The sequence below is a fragment of the Flavilitoribacter nigricans DSM 23189 = NBRC 102662 genome (assembly GCF_002646595.1).
Taxonomy (GTDB): domain Bacteria; phylum Bacteroidota; class Bacteroidia; order Chitinophagales; family Saprospiraceae; genus Flavilitoribacter; species Flavilitoribacter nigricans.
This window is the reverse complement of the sequence record NZ_PDUD01000029.1, coordinates 162,062-186,830: the sequence shown is the minus strand read 5'-3', so window position 1 is coordinate 186,830 and position 24,769 is coordinate 162,062. Positions and strand designations below refer to the sequence as shown.

The following is a 24,769-nucleotide window of genomic DNA, read 5'->3' as shown; positions in this document are numbered from 1 at the left end:
TTAAGCAAGTGGTAATTTTTGTTGTGAAGCGTATCTGTATCGCCATAGGAGTTGTGATTGTGGGTCTGAGCCTGGTGGGATGCCGGCAGGAGAAGGAGAAGCCTTTTAGTTTACAGGTGGATACCGGGATTGCGTTCAGCAACGATCTGCTGGAGTCGGACTCCTTCAATATCATCCAGTATCTGTACTACTACAATGGTGGCGGAGTGGCGGCCGGAGATGTCAACAACGATGGCCTGCCCGATCTTTTCTTTACCGCTAATGAAAGTTCTAATCGCCTCTACCTCAACCGGGGCGATCTCCAGTTTGAGGATATCACCGAATCGGCCGGAGTGGGCACCACCACTTCCTGGTCCACCGGGGTGACCATGGTCGATATCAACGGTGACGGCTGGCTGGATATCTATGTCTGCCAGTTGGGAGACTACAAGGGGAAAAAAGGGATCAACCGCTTATACATCAACCAGGGCGAAACTTCCAACGGTGTTGTTTTTGAAGAACAGGCTGCCGCGTACGGGCTGGATTTCAGTGGATTCGCTACCCAGGCCGCTTTTTTTGATTATGATCTCGACGGTGATCTGGATGTATACCTGCTGAACCATTCCGTGCATTCGATCGGCAATTACGGCAAGGCCGCCAGCCTGCGGCCGCAGCGGGACAGTCTGGCCGGAGATCGACTCCTGCGCAACGACCAGATCCCTCCGCCGGGGCAGCCGGTGGGCAAGTTTGTGGACGTAACGGACCGGGCCGGTATTTTCAGCAGCCGCATCGGCTACGGACTGGGGCTGGCCATCGGTGATCTCAACCGGGACGGCTGGCCGGATGTCTTTGTCTCGAATGACTTTCACGAGAACGATTACCTGTACCTCAACAATGGCGACGGCACCTTTTCCGAAGATATCGAAGAGGCGATGAGCTATACGAGTCATTTTTCGATGGGGAATACGATCGCCGACTGGAACAATGATAATCTGCCGGACATCATCAGTCTGGATATGAAACCCGAGGTAGAGGAACTGGTGAAAAATACCGTCGGTTCGGATTCTTACAATATTTACCTGTTGAAGCGCAGCTTCGGATACTATGCTCAGTTTTCCCGGAATATGCTGCAACTCAACCGGGGGAACAAGGAAGGCAATATCCCCGTATTCTCGGAAGTAGCCCAGATCACCGGGATCGAAGCTACGGACTGGAGTTGGACGCCTCTGGTTTCCGATCTGGACAATGATGGCTGGAAGGATATCTTCATTACCAACGGTATCTGGCGTCGCCCCAACGATCTGGATTACCTGCGGTATATTTCCAACAAGCAGATCCAGGCGGTAGCGCCGGACCGGGTGCTGATCGAAAAAATGCCATCCGGTAAAACGAATAATTACGCCTTCCGGAACCAGGCAGATCTCACCTTCAAAAATGTCTCCGGCGACTGGGGACTGGATCACTTCGGGGTTTCCAACGGAGCTACATTCGCCGATCTGGACAATGACGGCGATTTCGATCTGGTGGTGAACAATCTGAATGAACGGGCATCGGTCTACCGTAATGATCTGGCAGGCAATCACTATCTGAAAATACAACTCGGGGGTACCGGCCTCAATAAATTTGGGATCGGGGCCAAGGTGACGGTCCGCACAGGCGATCTGGAACAATGTCAGGAACTCTACACCAGCAAGGGGTATCTTTCCTCCGTCGAACCCCAGCTTTTATTTGGCCTGGGTAAGGCCGGATCGGTTGACCGGGTGGAAGTCCGCTGGCCGGGTGGCAGTACCAGTACGCTGGTCGATATCCCGGCGGATCAGACACTTATCGTCAGGCAGGAAGAAGCCCGCCCCGGCGATATATCGGCTGGAAACGCTCAATCACCATCCTTCGTACCGGGAGACTCGTACGGTCTGGATTTCCAGCACGTAGAAAATACTTTTATAGATTTCAATGAAGAACCCCTCATTCCGCACCTTTTATCTACCCAGGGACCGCGGCTGGCGGTAGGGGATGTGAACGGTGACGGCCTGGAGGATCTGTATGTATGCGGAGCTAAAGGACAAAGCGGGGAGCTTTTCTACCAGATTGCCGGAGTGGGTTTCCGGCCCGCGCCCAACTTTTTTGCCGATAACCGGGAAGGAGAAGAAGTGGACGCCGCGTTCTTCGATGCGGATCAGGACGGTGATGCCGATCTTTATCTCGTCAACGGTGGGGGAGAGGTGGATGTTTCCGCGCAGGTGTTTTTGGACCGCCTTTACATCAACGACGGAATGGGGAATTTTACCCCGAAGCCAGATGCCCTCGAGCCGGTATCGGGCAATGGTGCCTGTGTGGTACCCCTGGATTTTAACGAGGATGGTGCCATAGACCTTTTCGTCGGCAGCCGTTCCATTCCGGGTAATTACGGACATGATCCGGAAAGCTACCTTTTACTGAACGATGGAAAAGGCCGGTTCCGCAATGTGGCCAAAGATCACCTGCCCGCGGGAGGAAAACTCGGCATGGTCACCGATGCAGCCTACCTGGAAGCAAACGGCGAACGCACCCTGGTGGTGGTGGGAGAGTGGATGCCGGTACAGTTACTGCACATCCGTCGGGGCGCCTGGAAAGCGGAAGCATTACCGGAATCAGGCGGTTGGTGGAACTGTATCCAACTTGCGGATGCCAACGGCGACGGGAATCTGGATATGGTGCTGGGCAACTGGGGACTGAATAATTTTTTCGAAGCCAGTCCGGAAGAACCGGTTCGCCTGTACATCAAGGATTTTGACGGCAATTTCAAAACCGATCCCCTGATCACGCATTACCGGCAGAGGAAAGAGTATACCCTGGCTTCCATCGACGAGCTCATGAAGCAAATGCCGGATCTGCGGCAGTCTATGGGCACTTATGCGGAGTTTGCCCGATTGAGCTTTTCGGAGATCTTTGATGCAGGCACTTTAAAAGGGGCCACCGTAAAGCAGATAGAACAGCTGGCCAGCTCGGTAGCTCTGGGAGACGGGAAGGGCAATTTTAAACTGGAGCCCTTACCCAAAATGGCCCAGCTCAGCCCGGTATTTGCGATCCGGGTGGACGACTTTGACCAAGACGGCATACCGGATCTATTCCTGGCCGGGAATTTTTATGGTTCCAGAACGGACCTCGGGCTTTACGATGCGGCCTCCGGCATGTTGCTTACCGGCAACCGCCAGGGTAGCTTCCGCAACGACGGTTTTGTGAACGACGGATGGCGTATTGATGGGGAAGTACGGGATATCCGGAGTCTGCAGCTAGGCGATCGAAGATTATTGGTGATCGCCCGCAACAACCAATCTTTACTGGTCAGGGAAATTCAATAAGGGAAAAGACGGGCAAAAAACAGAAAGCCGCCGGTAGGGATACGCAGCGGCTTTCTGGCATGTGAAGTGAGGATCATTAATTACTGATCCAATTTGCTGTTTAATTCTTCCTGGATAGCTAATAGCCATGTATGAATGGCCTGACCTTTGGCCGAAGTATTATAACGACTTTCCGGTCCTTGCAGGTCGACTACCGAGCGGTAGATCTGAGTGACCTGTATATAATCATTGCCTCCGTTGTTGCAACCACCGCCGCCGCTTTGTCCGGCGGAAACGTGGGTGGTTTTCTGAGCGTAGGCAAAAAATGCCTGAGATAAAGGAGCGCCTTCCTGGGTAGTCCGGTCGCTAAGCTGATTTTGGTTGAGTCCTACGGATTGTAGGAGATACTCTGCCAGTTCCGCCTTTTCGATCTGAAAAATGCCTTCCGATGCCTCGCCGTAGAGGTATTCCAGTTCCAACTGAGCGAGAACAGCCTGATCGGAGGAGGGTACGCTGCCGGGAGTATAGGCTTTATGGTAAGTTCTTACCCAACCTTCCCGATCGATCAACCAGCCGCTTTCCTGGCCGCTTTCGAGCTGGCGTTGCGCAAACTGATAGAGGATCAGCGGTTTTTCCATCCGGTCAAATCGTTCCTCGGGAGTGAGCGACGGAGCGGATGCGTAGTCGTAGGTTTCTTTTTCACAGGCTGTAAATCCAAAAGCCAGTAGAAAAAGACTGATGTAAAGAAAATGCTTCATATCTATGGGTTTTGAGAATGACGTAGCTTGAAAGACCCTTTAAATATAAGTTTTTTCCTTCAATCATCCTAGTAACCCCCTCATTATCACCGTTTACCGGGAATAATTCATTGTTCCATTTCCTGCTCCTCCGTTTCTGGTTCCGGTTTGAGCGCAAAATAGCTCTCGTGGATCACGTTGCCGACCTTATTGAGCTTTTGCTGGAAAATGTCGAGTGATTCGTGCAATCCGATCTTGAAGATATCATTGATATCGTTGTATTCCATTTCCGAACGGAGCTTGCCGATGATGCGCACGGCCGGATGTTGTTTGTTCTGGTGGCCGGTGATCTGGATGATGGCTTCTTCCACTTCCTTGAGGCAATAGAATAGCGAGCGGGGGAAATAGCGATCCAACATGAGGTACTCAACGATCTGGGCCGGGTTGATGGTCAGATAGGCCTGGCGGTACATATTGAATGCACTGACCGATTTGAGTACGGCCGACCACTGCAGTACGTCCAGGTTACTCCCTACTTCGTGTACGTCCGGAAGCAGGATGAAGTATTTGACGTCTACAAAACGGGAGGTTTTATCCGCCCGCTCCAGGTATCTTCCCAGGCGGCTGAACTGGTATCCTTCGTTACGCGTAAAGGTGGAATCGACGATCCCGTAGTACAACTGACTGTCCATTTTCACCTGATTGAAAAAATCCTGCCAGTCGTCGATCTTCCATTTTTCCCGGCGCGAAGCCTCTTTACAGCTGTGGTAAAACTGATTGATGTGTTCCCACATCTCTTTGGAAATGATCTCCCGGATACTCCGGGCGTTCTCCCGGGCTTTGTGCACACAGGAAAGAATTGCGTTGGGATTGCGTTCGTCGAAACTCATGAACCGCAGGATATTGCTGCGGTTGGATTGGGGATAAAAACTTTTGAAAGTGTCGTAATCACCGGAAGCGTAAAGCATCGGCTCCCACTGGGCCTTTTCGTGCTTGGGCATATCCAGGATCAGGTTAAAGGTTACTCCGATGAAACGGGCGTGATTTTCGGCACGTTCGATATATCTGTTCATCCAGTAGATGGAATTGGCGACTCTACTTAGCATGTTGTGATGTTGTGTTGTTAGAATGTTGTGACCTTGCGATCTTACAGTGCAGTGAAATTGGGATAAGCGGTAGCTCTATACGGTACCCCTTTTTCCCGGCATCAATAAAGTACCCACGTATCTTTACTACCGCCTCCCTGGGACGAATTGACCACAAGGGAGCCTTTCCGGAGGGCAACGCGGGTGAGACCACCAGGGATCACCTTGACGCCGTCTCCGTACAGGATGTAGGGGCGCAGATCCACGTGCCGGCCTTCAAAACCTTCTCCCACCAGGGTCGGTACCCGGGAAAGGGAAATGGTCGGTTGGGCGATGTAGTTGCGCGGGTTGTTCTTGATGCGTTTACGGAATTCTTCGCACTCCTCTTTCGTGGATTTCGGACCGATCAGCATGCCGTATCCACCGGCTTCGTTGGCTTCCTTTACAACCAGCTCTTCGATGTTTTCCAGCACATACTTGCGATCGGCATCTTCCCCGCAGAGATAGGTGCGCACATTGGGAATGGCCGGATCCTGATCCAGATAGTATTTGATGATCCGCGGCACGTAAGCGTACACCACTTTGTCGTCGGCTACTCCGGTACCGGGAGCATTGGCAATGGCGACCTTATTATTTTTGAATACATCAAAAATGCCGGGCACACCGATCAGTGACTCGGGATTGAAAGCTTTGGGATCCATGAAGGTATCGTCAATCCGGCGGTAGATCACATCCACCAGTTCGTAGCCTTTGGTCGTTCGCATCTGAACGGTCCCGTCGCGAACTACCAGATCGGAGCTTTCCACCAGGCTGACCCCCATTTGCTGGGCCAGATAGGAGTGCTCGAAGTAAGCCGAGTTGTAGATCCCGGGGGTCAGAACGACCACCTGCGGATCGGGTTTGTCACAGATAAACTGGAGCATTTCCAGCAGACGGGTCGGATAATCGGACACGTGTTGCACGCCGATCTTTTCGAAGATGTTGGGGAAGGCCTTTTTCAGGATCTCCCGGTTTTCCAACACGTAGGATACGCCGGAAGGGCAACGCAGGTTGTCCTCCAGTACCAGAAAATCACCGTTGTCATCCCGGATCAGGTCCGTACCGGTGATATGACACCAGATGCCCTTCGGCGGATTGACGCCCATACATTGTTTGAGGAAACCTTTGCTGGAAGTGATGACGGATTCGGGAATGATACCGTCCTTCAGTATTTTTTGATCGTGGTAAATATCGTCAATAAATAGATTGAGGGCCTCCACGCGCTGAACCAGGCCGCGGGCCACTTCATCCCATTCCTGGCGCATGATGATGCGGGGAATGATGTCGATCGGCATGATCCGCTCTACGCCCTCTCCTTCGGAATAGACGTTAAAGGTAATGCCCATGGAGTGCAGGGAGCGTTCGGCGGCGTGTTGTTTGGACTGGAGTTCATCGCGGGACATGTTCTCGATCTCCTGGCAAAAGTCTTTATACCAGTCACGGACCCTGCGGTCAGAGCTGAACATTTCGTCGTAAAAAGCTCCTACTTCATAGTTGCTAAAAGAATTTAGATCCATATAGTGCAGAATGTTTATTATTTTGCTCTAGTACTGCACAGCTATAGTTTAACGGGTTTTCGGAAAACGCGTATCCCTCACGCAAATCGCCATGAAAAGGGCAAATTATGGAAAAAGGGCGCATTACCGGTGATCTTCGCTGACAAAAACGACCTGGTTTATCACTAAGGGTCTTAGTCACTTCACCTTGAATCCGCTCTGCCCGACAGCGCAGCGTGTGTTTTTAAAAAGACAAGTTTTGAATATAATTATTATAACAAGCTTTTTCAAATTTTGTGCGCAATAATATTTTGGTCATTTTTTTATCAGTTTGGGATACCTTATAAAAAATGGGGTGATCTTTTAATACAGGAATTTTATTTTGATTAAAACCTGATTTGTTAAAAAAACGACCAAGTACCCAGCCCGCACTTTTTTCTCCGGATCGGCTGTCTTTTTTCCAATAGCGGGAAGTATAGGTCTAATAAGGGTTTTTTCTTACTTTTAACAACTTACGGTATAAGCACCGGTAGTCAGGCACCGCGCACCGTTCTATTTTCGGACCGAAGGAAAGAAAATAGACAGAGCTGCGTAGCGATCTATTTCGCTTTGCGGTGCATAACCGGCTGTAGGTCGGCACGCCGCATTTGCGCTTTGGTGAAGTTTCAGAAAATTCCGGAACATAATAGTACCATATCCTACCGTGTTGACCGGTGCAGAGACCATCGCTTTTAACCATTTAGCAACTAAAAGAATTTATGTCCATAAAGGTAGCCATTCGCCATTTTACAAGTTATCATTACGAGCGTCCGATCGAACTGTCACCGCAGGTTATCCGCCTGCGACCGGCCCCGCACTCGCGAACACCGATCAAAGCTTATTCCCTGAATATCGAACCCAAGAACCACTTTCTCAACTGGCAACAGGATCCCTTCGGGAATTATCTGGCCCGGGTGGTCTTTCCGGAAAAGGTAGACCGCTTTGTGGTTGACGTGGAAGTGATCGCCGATATGGTAGTGATCAATCCGTTCGATTTTTTCATTGAAGACTACGCGGAACACTTTCCCTTTAAATACGAAGATCTCGTGCTGAAGCAGCTCGCGCCTTATCTCGAGATCAAGGAAGCGGGCCCGCTCCTGCAGGATTGGCTCACCAGGGCCCGGGAACGCATCAAACCGGACATGACCACCGTGGACCTGATGGTCGCCATGAACCAGATGCTTAACCAGGACATCAACTACCGGATCCGGATGGAGCCGGGCGTGCAATCCTGCGAAGAGACCCTGAATCTGTCTTCGGGCTCCTGCCGGGATTCGGCCTGGTTGCTGGCGCAGATATTCCGCCATCTGGGACTGGCCTCCCGTTTTGCTTCCGGTTATCTGGTGCAGCTGACTGCAGACCAGAAATCCCTCGATGGTCCTTCCGGTCCGGAAGAGGACTTTACGGACCTGCACGCCTGGACGGAAGTATATCTGCCCGGTGCGGGCTGGGTCGGACTGGATCCCACCTCCGGCCTCTTCGCCGGTGAAGGGCACATCCCGCTGGCCTGTACGCCGGATCCGCAGAGTGCAGCGCCGATCAGCGGATTTGCCGAATCCTGTAAAACGGAGTTCAAGTTTGAAAATAAGGTGACCCGCATCGAAGAGCGGCCGCGGGTGACCAAACCCTATACCGAGGACCAATGGCAGCAGATCATGGCCGTTGGGGAGCAGGTGGACCGCGAAATGCAGGAGTCGGATCTCCGACTTACGATGGGGGGCGAACCCACCTTCGTTGCGGTCGATAATACCGAAGCTCCGGAATGGAATTCGGCCGCCGACGGTCAGCACAAAAGAGCACTGGCCAATGTGCTGTTCCATAAATTAAAAGAAGAATTTGGTACCGGTTCCCTGATGCAGTACGGTCAGGGGAAATGGTATCCGGGAGAACCGCTGCCCCGCTGGAAACTGGCCTGCTACTGGCGTAAGGACGGGCAACCCATCTGGCGGGAAGACCATTTGCTGGCGGACCTCTCCAAGGATTACGGCCTGACCAATGAGGATGCCGGACGGTTTATTCAGCAGTTGTCTAACGAACTGGGCCTGCCCCATCGCTTTATCCGGCCGGCTTTCGAAGATCCCTTTTACTTTATCTGGGAAGAAAGCAAAGTGCCGGTACAGGTGGATCCGCACGAACTGGATCTGAAATCCCCGCTGGAGCGCCAGAAACTGGCCGAACTCCTGTCCCAGGGACTGGATCAGCCCGTAGGGCAGGTGCTGCCCCTGCGCTGGGAGGCCGGGACCGAGAGCTGGCAATCCTGCAATTGGGGTTTCCGCCGGAAGCAGATGTTTCTGGTACCGGGAAATTCCCCGGTCGGACTGCGACTCCCACTGGATGCGATCAAAGAATCGGATCCGGAAGTGCTGGATAATCTGCCCGAAAGGAGCCTGTTCGCGGAAGTGGAGGCCCTGCCTAATACGGGTCAACTGGTGGAAACGGCGCGGGCTGACGTATCCGTACCCGATACCGAACTGACCTTCAAAACGGCTATCGTGGTGGAAGTCCGGGAAGGCAAAATGTTCGTATTCTTTCCGCCGCTGAGCCGCATCGAACACTATCTGGCGCTCACGGAAGCCGTAGAAAATACGGCGAAAGTACTGGACATTCCGGTATTGATCGAGGGCTACGATCCTCCTTCCGATTCACGCATTGAAAAAATGATGGTCACACCGGACCCCGGAGTGATCGAAGTTAATATCCATCCGGCGGAGAACTGGGCGGACCTTACCCGGAATTTCGAGATCCTATTCGATAAGGCCCGGGAATCGCGCCTGTCGTCCGAAAAATTCAACCTGGATGGTCGGCATACCGGCACCGGTGGCGGTAACCACATCACGCTCGGAGGACGGACCCCGGCGGACAGCCCCATGCTGCGCCGGCCCGATCTGCTGCGCAGCCTGATCACTTACTGGCAGCACCATCCGGTACTGTCTTATCTGTTCTCAACGCAGTTCATCGGACCGACCAGTCAGGCCCCGAGGGTAGACGAAGGCCGGGATGAGATGTTGTACGAACTGGAACTGGCTTTCCAGCAGATACCGGAAGACCTGGAAGAAGATAAAGTGCCCTACTGGCTGGTGGATCGTATCTTCCGCAATCTGCTGGTGGATATTACCGGTAATACCCACCGCGCGGAATTTTGTATTGATAAGCTCTATTCTCCGGATTCCAGCAGCGGACGCCTGGGTATTCTGGAATTCCGCGGTTTCGACATGCCGCCGCATTACCGGATGAGTATGGTGCAGTTTCTGCTGATCCGCTCTCTGGTCATGCTGTTCTGGAAGAAACCGTATAAGCACAAGCTGGTGCGCTGGGGGACCGCCCTGCACGATCGCTTCCTACTGCCTCACTATTGCTACCAGGATCTTAAGGAAGTCGTTCGCGATCTGCGCGAAGGCGGTTACGAATTCGATATCAGCTGGTTTGATCCATTCTTCAGTTTCCGTTTCCCTTTCCTCGGGGAACTGCGGGAAGGGAATATTCACCTGGAACTACACACGGCGATCGAGCCCTGGCATGTACTGGGAGAGGAGATGTCCAGTTCGGGTACGGCCCGTTTTGTGGATTCGTCCCTGGAGCGGGTACAGGTCAAGATCAGCGGCCTTACGGATTCCCGTTACCATCTGCTGTGCAACGGCTTTCGCATTCCACTGAAGAATACCGGAACCCACGGTGAATACGTTGCCGGTATCCGCTACCGGGCCTGGCAGCCTCCTTCGGCGCTGCACCCGACCATCGGCATCGATACCCCGCTGGTATTTGATGTTTTTGATACCTGGACCGGCAAGTCGGTTGCGGCCTGTAAGTACCACGTTGCGCATCCGGGAGGACGGAATTACGATACCTTCCCCGTCAACAGTTACGAGGCGGAATCGCGCCGGATATCCCGATTCTTTGACTTCGGCCATTCGGTGAATGAGATCACGCCAACGGTGGTGGGCACCAACCAGATCGGTAGGTTTGTCACCCAAATGACCATCCTGCCGGTTTATGAGGCTACGGGAGAGCTGGTGAATCCCGAGTACCCGTTTACCATGGATTTACGTAGATATAGAAAAAGTTAAGTGTAAAAAAACGGGCCGTGTGCGAACCCAGAATCTCAGATTCGGTGTTATGAAAAACCAGGAATAGCAGTATCTTGCTGGTTTATAAGGCGGATTTATGCCAACAAATATATGATAACGACCTTATCCGAATATTACCAAAAGCACGCTACCTACTTTGACGAACTGATCACTTCAGACGGCCAGGTTGGATCTCATTGGCGCAAACTTGTACGGGCTTACGAAAAGATGAGTCTGGAAGAGATCATCCAGAAACAACGGGAAGTAGAGCGTCAATTGCGGGAGAATGGAGTAACCTATAATATCTACGCCGATCCGGAGGGCAACCGCCCCTGGTCGCTGGATGCCGTGCCGATGGTGTTCTCCAAAAGGGATTGGGAGAATATCGAAGCCGGATTGAGCCAGCGGGCCGAGCTGCTGAATCTGATCCTGGAGGACCTCTACGGTCCCCGTAAACTGATCCGGAGCGGTAGTATTCCCTTCGAACTTATCTATAACCATAAAGGTTTTTTGCGGCAGGCGGATAAGATCCGGATGCCGGGCAAACATCAGCTTATCCAGTATTCTGCGGATCTCGCGCGGGGTCCCAACGGGAAGATGTGGGTATTGCGCGACCTGACGGATGCGCCCTCCGGTGCGGGCTACGTCCTGGAAAACCGGGCGGCCATGACCCGGGTCTTTCCCCATCTCCTACGGGAAAACCACGTGCGAAAGCTGTTTTCCTACTACCAGACCTTAAAGAATACACTGGCTAATTTGCCATTGCACAATAAGGATAATCCGCGGATCGTCCTGCTGTCTCCGGGAGCCAGCAGCAACTCTTATTTTGAGCACGCCTACCTGTCTTCCGTTTTAGGATTCACCATGGCCTTCGGCGAAGACCTGACGGTTAGTGACGGCTACGTATGGATGAAAACCCTCAACGGCCTGGAGAAGGTAGACGTCATTCTGCGAAAAGTGGTAGATATCGATAGTGACCCGCTCACCTTTCGGGGCGATTCTACCTTTGGGGTAGTCGGTCTGATGGAAGCCGTTCGGCAGAAAAAAGTGATCGTGGTGAACCCGATCGGATGCCGGATCCTGGAAAACCCGGGATTGATGGCCTTCTTACCGGCTCTTTCCCGGGAGTTGCTCGATCAGGAACTGAAGCTGCCCTCCGTGGCAACCTGGTGGTGCGGGCAGTCTCCCGAGTTGGAATACGTGCTGGAGAACCTGCCGAATCTGATCGTTAAACACATCTACCGCTCACAGGAGCACCAGGCGGTATACGGTGGAAACCTGACCGCAGGCCAGATCGCTGAATGGCGGGCTCGCATCAAGGCCCATCCCCATTTGTACGTTGGCCAGGAGGTAGTTGATTTTTCCACTTCGCCGGCACTGGTGAACGGTGCACTGGAAGCCAGGAACACGGTATTCCGGAGCTTTGTGGTATCCAATATGGACACCGAATCTTACCAGGTGATGCCGGGGGGACTTTCCCGAAGTATAACGACTAAGGGCGTTTTTCTGCTTTCCAACCGAAAAGGAGGGATCAGCAAGGATACCTGGGTAGTTGGGAAACAGAAGGGGCCCGGTCCGGAAAACCGGGCGAGAAAAACGGCAAATTTCAACCGGCTGACCAACGTACTGCCCAGTCGGACCGGCGAACGCCTGTTTTGGCTGGGAAGATACCTGGAGCGGGTAGTGATCAACGTGCGCCTGATGCGGATCGTACTCCGGCGCCTGAACGAAACGGAAGAAGAACTACAGTTCCATAAGGACCGAACCCTGGTCACGCTGCTCAAATCCATCACCGTCGTGACGGGCACCGATCCGGGCTTTACCGAAGAGGGCACCAGTAAATTGCAGTATCCGGAACAGGAACTCATTTCGCTGGCAACGGATCCCCGGCGGGTAGGTACCATTGCACATTCTCTGCAGTCTTTCCTGGATAACGGTTACGCCGTGCGGGACCGTCTGAGCCTGGATACCTGGCGGATCATGGAAAGCATATCGGAAGCCTGGGGCGCGCTGAGTCGGGGAAATCCCAGTATTCAGCAGATATTCGATCATCTCGATAGTCTGATCGTCCGCCTGATGGCCTTTAATGGTCTGAATATTGACAACATGACGCGGGAGTCCAGCTGGCATCTGCTGAATATCGGTCGGTTTATCGAATCGGCCATTCGCACCTGTTCGATCCTGCAGTCGATCCTCGTTGAAAAGAACGAAGAAGAAGAGGAGAAGAATTTGCTGGAAATGTTGCTGATGTGCAACGAAAGTCTGCTGACCTACCGCTACCGGTACCGTTCCACCCTGAAGATCGACGGTGTGCTGGAGTTATTGCTCACCGAAGAAGATAATCCGCGTTCGGTAGTATTCCAGATCGACCAGATCGCCCGGAATCTCCGCGAACTGCCGCTCAATAAGGTTAATCAGAATCTGAGCCCGGCCGAGAAAAAGCTACTGGAAGCGCTCACAATGGTCCGTCTTTGCGATCTGGAGGAACTGACGGAAGTCAATGAGGAAAGCCAGGCGCGTGAAAAGTTATTTCAGTTTTTGAATCAGGTAACGGGGTTGCTAACCGAAGCCTCCAATTTAGTGATCGATCAGTTCTTTAGTTTAACCCAAAACCAGTATGGCTTTGTAAAAAGTCCGAGTTTACCGGAAATATGAAGTACCGAGTCATCCATCAAACCCTCTATGAATACCAGTCCCCGGCATCCCTCTGCCATAACCTGATCTGTCAGGGGCCCGGGAAGAATGAATTTCAGGAAAACATCTCCTTTGACTGTCGCATTTCTCCCGAACCGCATTACCAGGCCACCCGGGAGGATTTCTTTGAAAACCACTGGATCTATTTCTCCATTCAGCGCCCGCATCAGGAACTGAGCGTTCGGATGACCAGTATTGTCGATCTGCAGAAGCCAAGCTGGCTGGCGGTAGATCCGATGTCCACGCCGCCCTGGGAGCAGGTTGCCGACTGGCTGCGGAGCACGGACGCTAAGAATGATACGCGGCAGTTCTACCTGGAATCGGAGATCGTCCGCTTTGTACCGGGAGTGAAAGAATATGCCCTGGAGTCTTTCCAGGCGGGCAGGCCGATCATGGCCGCTATGTTGGACCTCAACCAGCGCATCAACCGGGACTTCACCTTTACCCCGGGTTTTACCGATATCAGTACTCCACTCGAATCCGTTTTTAAGCACAAAAAAGGCGTTTGTCAGGATCTGTCCCACTTCGCCCTGGCCTGTCTGCGATCCCTGGGCCTGGCGGCTTATTACGTAAGCGGTTACATCGAAACGCTGCCCCCTCCGGGAAAACCCAAACTTGTCGGTGCGGATGCTTCCCACGCCTGGGTGGCCCTCTGCATCCCGGAACTGGGCTGGGTAGAGTTCGATCCGACCAACAATCTACTGGTGGCGGATCAGCATATCCGTGCGGCCATCGGCCGGGACTTTTCGGATATTGTCCCCCTGAAAGGTATCGTCTACAGCGGAGGCGGACAGCAAATGAAAGTCAGCGTGGATGTCAGAAAGGTAAGCGAGATCAGAGCGACGGGAAAAGAGCCTGAGGCTGGCCCGTTGAAATAAGATTAAGTTTGCTAAAATTGTCAATGATTAAATAATATTCCGAAGGGTGATCAGCCTCAGGGTTTTGGTGTTGGTTTTGAAAATTTAGATGGTCCGGGCAAAGGTCATTCCAAATGATTGGTTTGGGGGCAGGTGCTCGGTGATCCTTACAAGAAGTTGGTAAGTGCTCCTAAAAATAGATTTTAATTCTGTAATCGTAAGAATTGGGGAATAATATAAGGAATTTAAAGATAGGTTTGTCAGATAGCAAACAAAAGCAATTAGACTAGTTTTTCTTTTTATCAATGGCATCCCGTATCCGGGAGGCGCTTTCGTAATCTTCTTTGGCAAGTACCTGCTCCAGCAGGCGCTCGAGTTCTTCCAGCGAATAATCCGATAGTTTTCCCCGCTTGTTGGTGAAGGCCTTACTCGGGCTGTCGAGTACCACACCCGTGGTCTGCAGTATGTCGTCGGTGGTATAGATCGGACATTCAAAGCGAATGGCCATGGCAATTGCGTCGGACGAACGGGCATCGATCTGCAGGGCGCTTCCGTCTTCCTTTTTCCCGATCAGCCGGGCGTGGAAGGCCTCCTCCTTAAAATCAGAAATGATCACCTCGGTAATGGAAATGCCCGCAGCGTCCAGGGTATTTTTGAAAAGATCGTGGGTGAGGGGCCGTTTGGGCTGCATTTTTTCCAGCGAAACGGCAATCGCCTGGGCTTCAAAGGGGCCGATGATGATCGGTAAGCGGCGGAATCCGTTCTGTTCTTCCAGGATCAGTGAGAAGTTGCCGGGATGGGATTCACTGCTGGCCAGCGCAATGATGTTGAGTTCTATTTTATTCATTTTGATTCAATGCCATATCTTGTTTGAGGAAGCTGCAAAGTGCTTCTACGCCTCCGAAAGGACCGATCACCTGACCGTTTTGCATGAGCTTAAACAGGCTTTTTCCTTCGATCTCGATCTGGTAACCGCCCGCCAAATATACCATGTTCCCTTCGTGTGTGTTCACCGGCAATCCAAAATGTTGTAAACCGAAAAGCAAAAATGCTTTGGGATCGTAATCTTCCATAGGTCTAAAGGTTTTCGATAATGACGTAGAGGCCGTAGCCGATACAGAGAAAAGAGGATAAAAGTACCAGCCCCATTTTGAGAAATTCATTGCTGGTGATCTTCCGGGAAAAGGGCAGACTGAAAATACCGGCTGCCACGAGCATACCGATGATGGACCCTATGCCGAAAATGAGCAGGTACAACAGACTGTTTACGTTGCCCTGCACTTCGGTCATCACCAGCAGGATCATGGCTCCGCTACCGGCCAGGCCGTGCACCAGACCGATGCCGTAGGCCAGGTGATGCTGGTGTTCGTGTGGGTGATCGTGCTGTTCACTCTGCCCGTCATTTTGCCGGTACTGATACAAACGGTAAAAACCGAGAATGACCAGCATTAGCCCCACAGTGGCTTCAAAATAGCCGAATAGCCCGTCCAGGAAAGTAGCCCGGCCGATGATCATGATCAGACCGATCAGGACGATGGTGGACGTGTGCCCCAGGCCCCAGTAGATCCCATCCTTTACGGCCAGCAACAGCCGTTCCCGCCGGGTGACGATACTGCTGACTGCCACCAGATGGTCGGCCTCAAAGGCATGACTAAAACCGACGAACGCGGCAAACAATAAGGGGAAGGAAGCTTCCATAACTCAGATATTAAAAGTTCAGCTCGTTAATTACAATGCGGTGGTTGCCGGTATCGGCGATCACCATGGTCTGATCCTCGATGCAGATCTGAAAGGGCCAGTACAGGCTGCCCTCGGTACTGCGTATGGTATTTTTGTTCTCACTGCCGGTATTGAAATCATCCTGCCCGAGCAGATTATCGGCGGTGGAGTTGTGATCATCGGGAATGCGGTCAAACCAGAGTACCCGGCTGTTGCCGGTATCGGCTACCCAGAGTCCGTCTCCGTAAAAACAGGAATCGTAGCACCAGTTCAACGTATTGGCCTGGGGGAACCAGCCGAACTGATTCTGCCCGTTGCCTTCAAAGGAAGCCTGCCCGATGATCACGTCGGCCGGTTGTTGGGATGCGGTGCGCCAGTCTTTCCAGAGCAATACCCGGTAATATTGGGTATCGGTGACGGCCATGGTACCATCGGGACCGATCTTTACCGAATAGGGCCAGATAGGATCCCGGTGATCGTAATCACGCTCTGCAAAGCTGGCTTTCCCGATGACGGCATCCGCCGGGGTGAAATTCTCCTGGGGGATCTCGCGGAAGTGCAGGATCCTCCGGTTGCCGGTATCGGCGATCCAGAGTTGCTGCCCGTCCGAGAATACACCGTAGGGCCAGTTGAGTGAACGGCTGCTGGGAGTGGCGCCAATCCCCTGCACGTTCGGTTCATTGCTATGAAAATCCGGCTGTCCGATCACTACGTCCGCCGGCTGCCCGTCCCGGGTAGGCATCGTTTGCCAGATGAGCACCCGGTGGTTCCAGGCGTCGGCTACGATGAGTTGCTGCCCGTCCGACCACAGTCCGGAAGGGTAGAAAAGGGTAGAGGCATTGACCTGTCCGCTGGCATTGCGACCGGTATCGGCTTTGGCGTCCTGGCCGAGTACGACCCTGGCCGTCTGGAAAGTATCCTGTGGGAGTTGATCCCAGATAAAGACCCGGTTCTGGGCCGTATCGGCTACCAATAGCTTGCCGCCTGCGAGAAAAACACCCCGGGGCGCCAGCAGCGGGCTGTCGGCTGCTCCCTTAAAGAGGGTGGTCTTGCGGACCATTTTATCCAATTGTTCAGTTGTTGAGTTCAAGGCGTTGTTTTTCCAGATTATGAATCTTTATGCGGATCACCGTGGCGATGGATAAGGCCCGTACTTTGGCCTGGTGGGCCTTCTCGCCGGCAAACTGCTCGTCCACACTGCCATTAAAGAGTTCCAGCCAGCGTTCGAAATGCCGATCGTGGAGCGGATGGGCAAAGTGCAGATCGAGATGGGGTTGCATGGCGTCACGGCTGTACTTACCGGCCTGAAACAGTACACTTTGCCAGAAGTCGTAAAGGATGGGCAGGTGTTCCTGCAAACGGACCCCGGCCACTTCCGTAAAAAGTGGGGCCATCAGCTCGTCATCCAGCAGCTTATCGTAAAAGGCGTTGATCAGCCGGATGATATCGTCCCGGTTTTGGATATCTTTTTTCGTTATCATGGCGATTGTTTAGGGCATTCCTGGCAGTGCCCGGTTACGCTCATTAACAGATCCGGGGGAGTTGTTCTCCGGTCAGCATATTGACCACCCGTTTTCCTCCGATGCCACTCGTCAGCACCACCTGCCGCGGATGAGCTTCGACCACTTCACCGATCACGGCGGCGTGGCGGCAAGCTGGGTCCTGTCGCAGTTGATCGACTACCCGGTCGGCTACGCTGGCATCGGCTACCGTGAGAAAGATCCCTTCGTTCGCTACGTAAAGCGGGTCCAGTCCGAGGATCTCACAGGCGCCGGATACCTGTTCCGCCACCGGAATATCTTTTTGCCGAATGTCAATCCCCAGCCGGGTATCCCGGGCGATCTCACTGAGTACGGTAGCCACTCCGCCACGGGTAGGATCGCGCAGCAGGTGGATTTCGGGCCCAAAGTTATCCAGCAGCATCCGGACCGGACGGTGCAGCGGCCGGGTATCACTTTCGATGCTGGTTTCAAATTCCAGCCCTTTTCGGACGGACATGATCGCAATACCGTGCGTAGCCAGCTGATCGCTGACAATGATCTGGTCGCCGGGCCGGATCCGGTCGGTACCGATCCGGGCCCGTTCGTGGAGCCGGCCGACCCCCGTGGTATTGATGAAGATCTGATCGCCTTTTCCACGTTCTACCACTTTGGTGTCACCGGTAACTACCTGCACCCCGGCCGCTTCGCAGGCAAACTTGATGGAGACCAGTATTTTCCAGAAATCCTCCATCCGCAGGCCTTCTTCAATGATAAAGCTCAGCGACAGATACTGTGGAATGGCTCCGCACATCGCCAGGTCGTTCACGGTGCCGTTTACGGCCAGTTCGCCGATATTCCCACCGGGGAAAAAGATCGGTGAGATCACAAAGCTATCGGTCGTAAAGGCGGTTGCTCCCTGCAGACTGAGCGTAGCGCCGTCGTGCCGTTTATCCAGCAGATCATTTTGCAACAGGTCAAACACGCCGCTGTCCAGCAGTTTATTGGTAAGCAGCCCACCGCTGCCGTGCCCAAGCGTGATCACGTCGAAATCCAGCTTCGGCATCGGACATTGTAGTTGCATTTTCAGTTTCGTTTCCGTCATTCCGGCGTATAATTATGTTATCGTACAAAAAACTTATTGTGCTCATCCATCCCCTCCCAACGTTCAAACATTCCAACGTTTCCACGTTCAAACATTCCAACGTCTCAACATTCAAACATTTACCATTTCCAGATCCTGTATAGCCTGATGAAAATGATAGTAAGCGGCGCAGGCGCCCTCCGAGCTCACCATGGGAGCCCCCAGTGGCATTTCCGGCTTACATTTTTTCCCAAACTGCGGGCATTCATTGGGTTTTTTAATCCCTTTCAGGACCAGTCCCGCGATACACTCTTCGCTTTCGGGCGTTTTTTCGATCTGTACGTCAAATTTCAGATTGGCATCAAAGGCCGCAAATTCCTTTCTCACCTCGTATCCACTCATGGGAATGGTGCCGATCCCCCGCCATTCCCGGTCGTTGATCTGGAATACCTTTTCGATCACCTTGATAGCTTCGGGATTCCCTTCCGAACGCACCACACGGCTGTATTGGTTTTCTACTTTGGCCTCTCCCGCTTCCAGTTGCTTTACCGTCATCAGGATGCCCTGCAGTAGATCAACCGGTTCGAATCCGGTGACTACCATCGGTATGCGGAACTTATCCACCAGCGGGTAATATTCGTCAATTCCCATGATGGTACAAACGTGCCCGGCGGCCAGGAAAGCTTCGATATTGCTTTCTTCGTCATTCATCACCGCCTCGATGGCCGGCGGGACCAGTACGTGCGAGGCCAGGATGGAATAGTTATGCAGACCGAGCCGGTGCGCGTGGATCACCGAAAGGGCATTGGCAGGAGCGGTAGTCTCAAAACCAACCGCAAAGAAAACGACTTCTTTATCCGGGTTTTCTTTGGCCAGTTTGACCGCCTCCAGGGGCGAATAAAGGATGCGTACATCCGCACCACCCGCCTTGGCCTGCAGCAGGCTTTTCTCCGAACCGGGTACGCGCAGCATATCGCCGAAAGAGCAGAGGATCACCCCTTTTTCTTCGGCCAGGTACAGGGCTTTGTCAATGAGATTGATAGGCGTTACGCAGACCGGGCAACCGGGGCCGTGCACCATATTGATCTCCGGCGGCAACATATTCAGGATGCCGTTCTTCACCAGGCTGTGCGTTTGACCGCCGCAAACTTCCATAATCGTCCACGGGCGGGTAACGGTCTTTTTGATCTCTTCGAGGTAGCGTTCGGCCAGCTCCGGACTCCGGTATTCGGTTAGAAATTTCATACTTTATTTTTTGTTGATCAGCTTGGATAATGGATGAGGAACCTACACGGACGAAAGTCGTAACCGGCCATCGTCAGATATCATCCGGGAGCATCTCCGAGATATTCAGTTCTTCTTCCACTTCCCCCATCTCCTTGAGGTACTGGAAGGTTTTCCGGGCCTCGTCCTCATCCACCACGCTGATGGCTACACCGACGTGGACCAGCACGTAGTCCTCAACTTTCGCGTGCGGGACCATCTCCAGGCTGGCTTCTTTGATAATGCCGCCAAAAGACACTTTCGCAATGCGGACCAGTCCGTCGTACTGGCTTTCGATCGATTTTATTTTTCCAGGTATTGCTAAACACATACGTTTTGGTATTTATGATCCAGATTTACGTTGGATTTTTTCAGGATTTCGATCTGGTGACACATCAACTGACCGAAGGATATATTCTCATCATTGGGCGACAGGTCGCGATGGAGATAGAGCTGGTAATTCGCCGGCAAATGATGCCGGAGCAGATCGACCAGCAGGCCGTTCTGAAAAACGCCCCCGCTGCAGGCGATATGCCGGAAGTAGTAAGCATCTGCTATCCTCCTGATCCGGTCGATCAGAGAATAATGGAATTTCGCGGCAATGTAATCCGTGGCTTTCCCGGCCTGCAGGTCATGAACGACACCGGCGACCAGGCTCCGGGTCGGAAGATTGTGGTTTACCGGGGCATCCTGTCCGTAGCTATCCGCAAAGGATAAACCGTTGCGGCGGAAATAGCCAGTTGCCAGCTCTTCCAGTTTTATGGCCGCTTCGCCCTCGTAAGTCTGTCGGTCGGATAGACCCAAAAGAGACGCAATGCCGTCAAAGAGACGGCCGATACTTGATGTCTGTATTTGCTCTTCCTCAGTTAGAATTTTCTGATAAATTTTCCATTCAGTATCAGTAAACTTATCACGGAGTAGGGGGAGAGCGGCATCCCGATCCTTGGCCAGCGATAAGGCCGCCAGCCGGGGTTCTTTAGCCATTTTATCGTTCAGGAGAAGTGGGAAATAGTCCAACTGTCCCCAGCGTGTAAAATCGTAATGCTGATAAAGAAAAAACTCACCGCCCCAGATCTGTCCGTCGTCACCCAGTCCGGTGCCGTCCCAGATGACGCCCAGTACCGGATGATCACAGTCGATCAGGTCGTTTTCACCCAGCACTGCACCAAAATGAGCGATATGGTGCTGGATGCGGCTGACCGGTACCTCGAATTTTTCCGCCAGTGTATTACCCAGCAGGGTAGAGGGATAGTCCGGATGCTGATCGACCAGTATCATTTCGGGCTGGGTATCGAAAAGCCGGAAGAAATGTTCCAGCGTATGCCGGCAACTTTCCTCGGTCGCAAAATGCTGCAGATCGCCCAGATACTGACTGACGAAGGTATTGCCCCGGTGGTACAGACTGAAGGTATGCTTGAGCATCGCCCCCATCGCCAGTAGGCTGCCATCGGCATGAATAGCGGGAGCATCGAAAAAGCTGGGAGCCATACCCCGGGAGCGCCGCAAAATGATCCGTTGTTGCCCGAAAGGACTGAATTGTACCACACTGTCGTCCTGGGGAAAGACAATCTCCCGATTGTTGGTCAGCAGGTAATCGGCGATTGCCGTCAGATCGGTCTGCGCTTTTTTATCCTCAAAAACAATCGGCGCGTTGCTGATATTGCCGCTTGTGGCGACGATCGGTCCACCGAAAGCCTGTAGCAGTAATTCAAAAATTGGTGTATAGGGCAGCATTACCCCGATCCGGGACAGGCCCGGTGCGATCTCCGCCCGACTGTTTTCCAACGTATGCTGTTCTTTCAGGGGCAGCAATACGATCGGTGCGCAACTTCCGGATAATTCCGTCAGTTCTTCTTCCCGGGCATCCAGGTCCTCTAATACCGCATGCTCGGACGGGTACATCAGGGCGAAAGGTTTATCCGGCCGATGCTTTCGGGCGCGCAATACTGCAATGCTTTCCCGGTTCCGGGCATCACAGGTGAGCAGGTAGCCGCCGATCCCTTTGATGGCGACGATCTTACCGGCATGCCAGTATTGGCACACCCGTTCGATGATAACCGAAACATCCTCACTGACGGTTTTTAGTTGGTGGTCGCTGAGGTATAAAGTCACGGCGCAGGCCGGACAGGAATTGGTTTGTGAGTAGTATCTGCGATCTGTCGGATCGTGGTATTCTTCCTGGCATTCCGGGCACATCGTAAAAGCAGCCATCGTGGTGGTTTCCCGGTCGTAGGGCAGTTGCCGGCTGATCGAGAAACGGGGGCCGCAATGGGTGCAGGTGATGAAGGGATAGTCCTTGCGGCGATTGCCGGTCTCATGGAGTTCGGTCCGGCAGGTATCGCAGAGGGCAAAATCCGGCGTAAGCATCAGTTGCACTTCCCCCTCTGTATGACTGTGAATGATCTGAAAATCAGTAAAGGTCTGATCCTCCGTCGGCCGGAGCCGGTGGGAGGTGATGCGGGCCAGCCGGGGCGCCCGGTCCAGGATGGCTCCGGTAAAGGTATGGGCCGTCTCTGCGTCCGCATGGAATACGACATGGACGCCGTCCACGGTATTGTTCACCCAACCGTGCAGTTGCTGTTGCAGGGCCAGTTGGTACACGAAGGGCCGAAAACCCACACCCTGTACCTGGCCTTTGATATGGAGATGCCAGCTTTTCAAGACTAGACCTTTGCTGCGGTAGCAACGCCCTTTTTCTCCTCCACTCTTTCCAGCAACCAGTCGCACCACTCGTCGATGCCGACATTTGCCGTGCTGGAGATCTCCAGTACATCGATGTTCGGATTGACGTCGCGGGCATCCGCGACTACTGCGTCTACGGAGAAGGGCAGATAGGGTAGGAGATCCACTTTGGAGACCAGCATCAGTTCGCTGGTGAGGAACATACGGGGATACTTTTTGGGTTTATCATCTCCCTCCGTCGTGGCTATCAAAGTTACCCGGTAGTCCTCGCCGAGGTCAAAAGAAGCGGGGCAGACCAGATTGCCGACATTTTCCACGATCAGGAGGTCCACACCATCCAGGTCGAGGTTTTCCATAGCCTGCCAGACCATCTGGGCTTCCAGGTGACAGATGCCGCCCGTAACGATTTGCAGGGCGTCTACACCCACATCCCGTAGGCGATCGGCATCGCGTTCGGTTTCCAGGTCGCCAACCAGTATTTTCATGTTTATTTTATCCCCGATACGGCGGGCGGTCTCCTGTAGGAGTGTGGTTTTACCGCTTCCGGCCGAAGAGGTTATATTGATCATCAGGGTATTCTGGGAGGCCATCTGTTTGCGAATGCTTTCCGCAACGAAATCATTGGCCTTGAGCAGGTGCATGGTAGAATTGTCACAGGTGACGGTGCCTCTGGCGGCTTTGCTGGACTTCTGTACTTGATCCATATGGTTAGAGAACTTGTTGATTAAGGATTCCACTAAATTTACTCTTTTTTAGAAAAAGCCCGGCCTTATTGTGTGTCTTGCTTCCGGTGGTGCGTAAGTTAAGTCCCCTGATTGAATTAGAAAAATAATTCTAATAATTAGAAAATAATTTCTAATTCTATAAATGGCCATTGTGGAATGATTTTAAAACGGTCTCTTACCCACACAAGCCCAGATTAGCAGTATATTCGTCGGACCACCTAAAACTAAAAAATTATGAAACGGCATCTATTTTTCCTTCTCGTTACAGCGGTAAGCTGGACCGCCTGTGGTGATGAACCGCAGGGTACAGCAGTAATGGACGCAGCAACCCTGGTTACCGATCTGCAGGAACGGCTCATCAACGCCCAGGACGGCGAAGAGATCCTGCTCCCGGAGGGCAAATTTGATTTTCAGCGAGAGCTTTCCCTGGCCGATCTGTCCGGGATTACGATCAAAGGTGCCGGAAAAGGGAAAACGGTCTTGTCCTTTAAGGGGCAGATCGAAGGAGCCCAGGGTATGTTGATCAAAAATGTAAAAGAGGTGACCTTGGAGGGCTTTAGCGTCCACGATTCGAAAGGGGACGCCATCAAGGTGCAGGGATGCGAAAATGTGATCATGCGCGACCTGGAAGCCAGCTGGACCGGCGGTAAAAGCGCGTCCAACGGGGCCTACGGTCTCTATCCGGTGAGCAGCACCAATGTGTTGATGGAAAAATGTGAAGTTTCCTACGCCATGGATGCCGGTATCTACGTGGGGCAGTCCCGGAATGTGGTGGTGCGCGACAACTACGTACACAACAACGTAGCCGGACTGGAGATCGAAAATACCATCACCGGTGAGGTCTACAACAACCTGGCCAAAAACAATGCCGGCGGAATGCTCATCTTCGATATGCCCGACCTGCCCCAGGCTAACGGCGATAAGATCAAGTTTTACAACAACACCATGGAGGACAACAACGGGGAGAATTTTGCTCCCGAGGGCATGGTGGTCAGCTCCATTCCTCCCGGTTCCGGGATGATCATCATGGCGCACTCCAATATTGAAATGCACGACAACGTCATCAGGAACCACAAAACCCTGGGTATTGCGGTAAACAGCTGGTTATTCACCGGCCTGCCCTACGAATCGGAAGCCTACGATCCCTTCTGCAGCAATATTCATATTCACGATAATGAGATCTCGGGCAACGCCGGACCGCCGGACAATACCACGGATTACGGTAAACTGCTCACGGCGGTACTGGGCGGCCAGTCGGTGGACATCGTTACGGACGGTATCTTTAAACCCACGGAAACGGATGAGACCGGTCGGCCGGCCGGCTATTGCATTCGTAATAACGGCGAGGTCCGCTTCGTCAATCTCAATGCCGGGCTTGGTGCCGAACCCGAAGCGATCGCCGGAAATATGAATAACGATATGAGCCTTTTCGATTGCGAACTGGAAGATTTCGATACGAGTGCCCACGATGAGTGGCTGGCGCAGGAGTAATTTGGGAAAAGCTGTAC

General features: G+C 52.9%; 18 protein-coding genes. 5 read left to right on the top strand and 13 right to left on the bottom strand.

The features are described from left to right. Window positions 1–23: 23 nt before the first annotated feature. Complete coding sequence (locus CRP01_RS25140; protein ID WP_170110533.1) at window positions 24–3,320, top strand: VCBS repeat-containing protein; 3,297 nt, start codon at window positions 24–26, stop codon at window positions 3,318–3,320. A gap of 80 nt (window positions 3,321–3,400) precedes the next feature. Here the strand turns inward: CRP01_RS25140 and CRP01_RS25135 are convergent, their stop codons facing one another. The 3 genes from CRP01_RS25135 to CRP01_RS25125 all read right to left on the bottom strand — a co-directional run bounded on the left by CRP01_RS25135 (window position 3,401) and on the right by CRP01_RS25125 (window position 6,677). After that, the gene (locus tag CRP01_RS25135; protein ID WP_099152870.1) at window positions 3,401–4,057 is read right to left on the bottom strand and encodes a hypothetical protein; all 657 of its coding nucleotides are present in this window, start codon (window positions 4,055–4,057) and stop codon (window positions 3,401–3,403) included. A 107-nt stretch (window positions 4,058–4,164) separates the two neighbouring features. Beyond that, window positions 4,165–5,142 carry an alpha-E domain-containing protein gene (locus tag CRP01_RS25130; RefSeq protein WP_099152869.1) on the bottom strand — a complete coding sequence of 326 codons (978 nt, stop codon included), beginning with the start codon at window positions 5,140–5,142 and terminating at the stop codon, window positions 4,165–4,167. Between the two features lie 101 nt (window positions 5,143–5,243). Further along, the gene (locus CRP01_RS25125) at window positions 5,244–6,677 is read right to left on the bottom strand and encodes a circularly permuted type 2 ATP-grasp protein (protein WP_099152868.1); all 1,434 of its coding nucleotides are present in this window, start codon (window positions 6,675–6,677) and stop codon (window positions 5,244–5,246) included. Window positions 6,678–7,414: 737 nt separating this feature from the next. Between CRP01_RS25125 and CRP01_RS25120 the strand changes: the two genes are divergently transcribed. The 3 genes from CRP01_RS25120 to CRP01_RS25110 all read left to right on the top strand — a co-directional run bounded on the left by CRP01_RS25120 (window position 7,415) and on the right by CRP01_RS25110 (window position 14,331). After that, complete coding sequence (locus tag CRP01_RS25120; RefSeq protein WP_099152867.1) at window positions 7,415–10,759, top strand: transglutaminase family protein; 3,345 nt, start codon at window positions 7,415–7,417, stop codon at window positions 10,757–10,759. 111 nt (window positions 10,760–10,870) lie between these two features. After that, complete coding sequence (locus CRP01_RS25115) at window positions 10,871–13,414, top strand: circularly permuted type 2 ATP-grasp protein (protein WP_099152866.1); 2,544 nt, start codon at window positions 10,871–10,873, stop codon at window positions 13,412–13,414. Continuing rightward, a complete protein-coding gene (locus CRP01_RS25110) occupies window positions 13,411–14,331 on the top strand; it encodes a transglutaminase family protein (protein ID WP_099152865.1) in 921 nt (306 codons plus the stop codon). Before CRP01_RS25115 ends, CRP01_RS25110 begins: the two co-directional genes overlap by 4 nt. A 265-nt stretch (window positions 14,332–14,596) precedes the next feature. On the opposite strand, the gene CRP01_RS25105 is transcribed toward CRP01_RS25110, so the two are convergent. From CRP01_RS25105 to hypB, 10 genes are all read right to left on the bottom strand, one after another. Continuing rightward, window positions 14,597–15,157, bottom strand: coding sequence for a bifunctional nuclease family protein (locus tag CRP01_RS25105; protein WP_099152864.1), 561 nt, complete (start codon window positions 15,155–15,157; stop codon window positions 14,597–14,599). Then, window positions 15,150–15,383, bottom strand: coding sequence for a hypothetical protein (locus CRP01_RS25100; RefSeq protein ID WP_099152863.1), 234 nt, complete (start codon window positions 15,381–15,383; stop codon window positions 15,150–15,152). Before CRP01_RS25100 ends, CRP01_RS25105 begins: the two co-directional genes overlap by 8 nt. 4 nt (window positions 15,384–15,387) lie before the next feature. Beyond that, a complete protein-coding gene (locus tag CRP01_RS25095) occupies window positions 15,388–16,008 on the bottom strand; it encodes an urease accessory protein (protein ID WP_099152862.1) in 621 nt (206 codons plus the stop codon). A gap of 10 nt (window positions 16,009–16,018) precedes the next feature. Further along, window positions 16,019–17,119, bottom strand: a complete 1,101-nt coding sequence (locus tag CRP01_RS25090) for an NHL repeat-containing protein (protein WP_222845807.1) — start codon at window positions 17,117–17,119, stop codon at window positions 16,019–16,021. Beyond that, window positions 17,103–17,510, bottom strand: coding sequence for a group III truncated hemoglobin (locus CRP01_RS25085; protein WP_099152861.1), 408 nt, complete (start codon window positions 17,508–17,510; stop codon window positions 17,103–17,105). The genes CRP01_RS25090 and CRP01_RS25085 overlap by 17 nt, the downstream gene beginning before the upstream one ends. A 43-nt stretch (window positions 17,511–17,553) precedes the next feature. Beyond that, window positions 17,554–18,612, bottom strand: a complete 1,059-nt coding sequence (hypE, locus tag CRP01_RS25080; RefSeq protein ID WP_233752751.1) for a hydrogenase expression/formation protein HypE — start codon at window positions 18,610–18,612, stop codon at window positions 17,554–17,556. Between the two features lie 111 nt (window positions 18,613–18,723). Next, window positions 18,724–19,836, bottom strand: a complete 1,113-nt coding sequence (gene hypD / locus CRP01_RS25075) for a hydrogenase formation protein HypD (RefSeq protein WP_099152859.1) — start codon at window positions 19,834–19,836, stop codon at window positions 18,724–18,726. Window positions 19,837–19,909: 73 nt separating this feature from the next. Further along, window positions 19,910–20,185: a HypC/HybG/HupF family hydrogenase formation chaperone gene (locus tag CRP01_RS25070; protein ID WP_099152858.1), complete on the bottom strand. Its 276-nt coding sequence runs from the start codon at window positions 20,183–20,185 to the stop codon at window positions 19,910–19,912. Next, on the bottom strand, window positions 20,176–22,515 hold the full coding sequence (hypF, locus tag CRP01_RS25065; RefSeq protein ID WP_170110532.1) for a carbamoyltransferase HypF: 2,340 nt from the start codon (window positions 22,513–22,515) through the stop codon (window positions 20,176–20,178). Before hypF ends, CRP01_RS25070 begins: the two co-directional genes overlap by 10 nt. A 2-nt stretch (window positions 22,516–22,517) precedes the next feature. Continuing rightward, window positions 22,518–23,240, bottom strand: a complete 723-nt coding sequence (hypB, locus tag CRP01_RS25060; protein WP_099152856.1) for a hydrogenase nickel incorporation protein HypB — start codon at window positions 23,238–23,240, stop codon at window positions 22,518–22,520. Between the two features lie 255 nt (window positions 23,241–23,495). On the opposite strand from hypB, the gene CRP01_RS25055 reads away from it, so the two are divergent. After that, window positions 23,496–24,752 carry a parallel beta-helix domain-containing protein gene (locus CRP01_RS25055; protein ID WP_099152855.1) on the top strand — a complete coding sequence of 419 codons (1,257 nt, stop codon included), beginning with the start codon at window positions 23,496–23,498 and terminating at the stop codon, window positions 24,750–24,752. The last annotated feature ends 17 nt before the right edge of the window (window positions 24,753–24,769 follow it).

Coding starts and splice junctions, on each gene's coding strand:
- CRP01_RS25095 (WP_099152862.1), bottom strand. CDS start 16,008: ATGGAAGCTTCCTTCCCCTTATTGTTTGCCGCGTTCGTCGGTTTTAGT.
- CRP01_RS25130 (WP_099152869.1), bottom strand. CDS start 5,142: ATGCTAAGTAGAGTCGCCAATTCCATCTACTGGATGAACAGATATATC.
- CRP01_RS25115 (WP_099152866.1), top strand. CDS start 10,871: ATGATAACGACCTTATCCGAATATTACCAAAAGCACGCTACCTACTTT.
- CRP01_RS25125 (WP_099152868.1), bottom strand. CDS start 6,677: ATGGATCTAAATTCTTTTAGCAACTATGAAGTAGGAGCTTTTTACGAC.
- CRP01_RS25100 (WP_099152863.1), bottom strand. CDS start 15,383: ATGGAAGATTACGATCCCAAAGCATTTTTGCTTTTCGGTTTACAACAT.
- CRP01_RS25055 (WP_099152855.1), top strand. CDS start 23,496: ATGAAACGGCATCTATTTTTCCTTCTCGTTACAGCGGTAAGCTGGACC.
- CRP01_RS25105 (WP_099152864.1), bottom strand. CDS start 15,157: ATGAATAAAATAGAACTCAACATCATTGCGCTGGCCAGCAGTGAATCC.
- hypE (WP_233752751.1), bottom strand. CDS start 18,612: ATGACGGAAACGAAACTGAAAATGCAACTACAATGTCCGATGCCGAAG.
- CRP01_RS25120 (WP_099152867.1), top strand. CDS start 7,415: ATGTCCATAAAGGTAGCCATTCGCCATTTTACAAGTTATCATTACGAG.
- hypD (WP_099152859.1), bottom strand. CDS start 19,836: ATGAAATTTCTAACCGAATACCGGAGTCCGGAGCTGGCCGAACGCTAC.
- hypB (WP_099152856.1), bottom strand. CDS start 23,240: ATGGATCAAGTACAGAAGTCCAGCAAAGCCGCCAGAGGCACCGTCACC.
- CRP01_RS25135 (WP_099152870.1), bottom strand. CDS start 4,057: ATGAAGCATTTTCTTTACATCAGTCTTTTTCTACTGGCTTTTGGATTT.
- CRP01_RS25085 (WP_099152861.1), bottom strand. CDS start 17,510: ATGATAACGAAAAAAGATATCCAAAACCGGGACGATATCATCCGGCTG.
- CRP01_RS25110 (WP_099152865.1), top strand. CDS start 13,411: ATGAAGTACCGAGTCATCCATCAAACCCTCTATGAATACCAGTCCCCG.
- CRP01_RS25070 (WP_099152858.1), bottom strand. CDS start 20,185: ATGTGTTTAGCAATACCTGGAAAAATAAAATCGATCGAAAGCCAGTAC.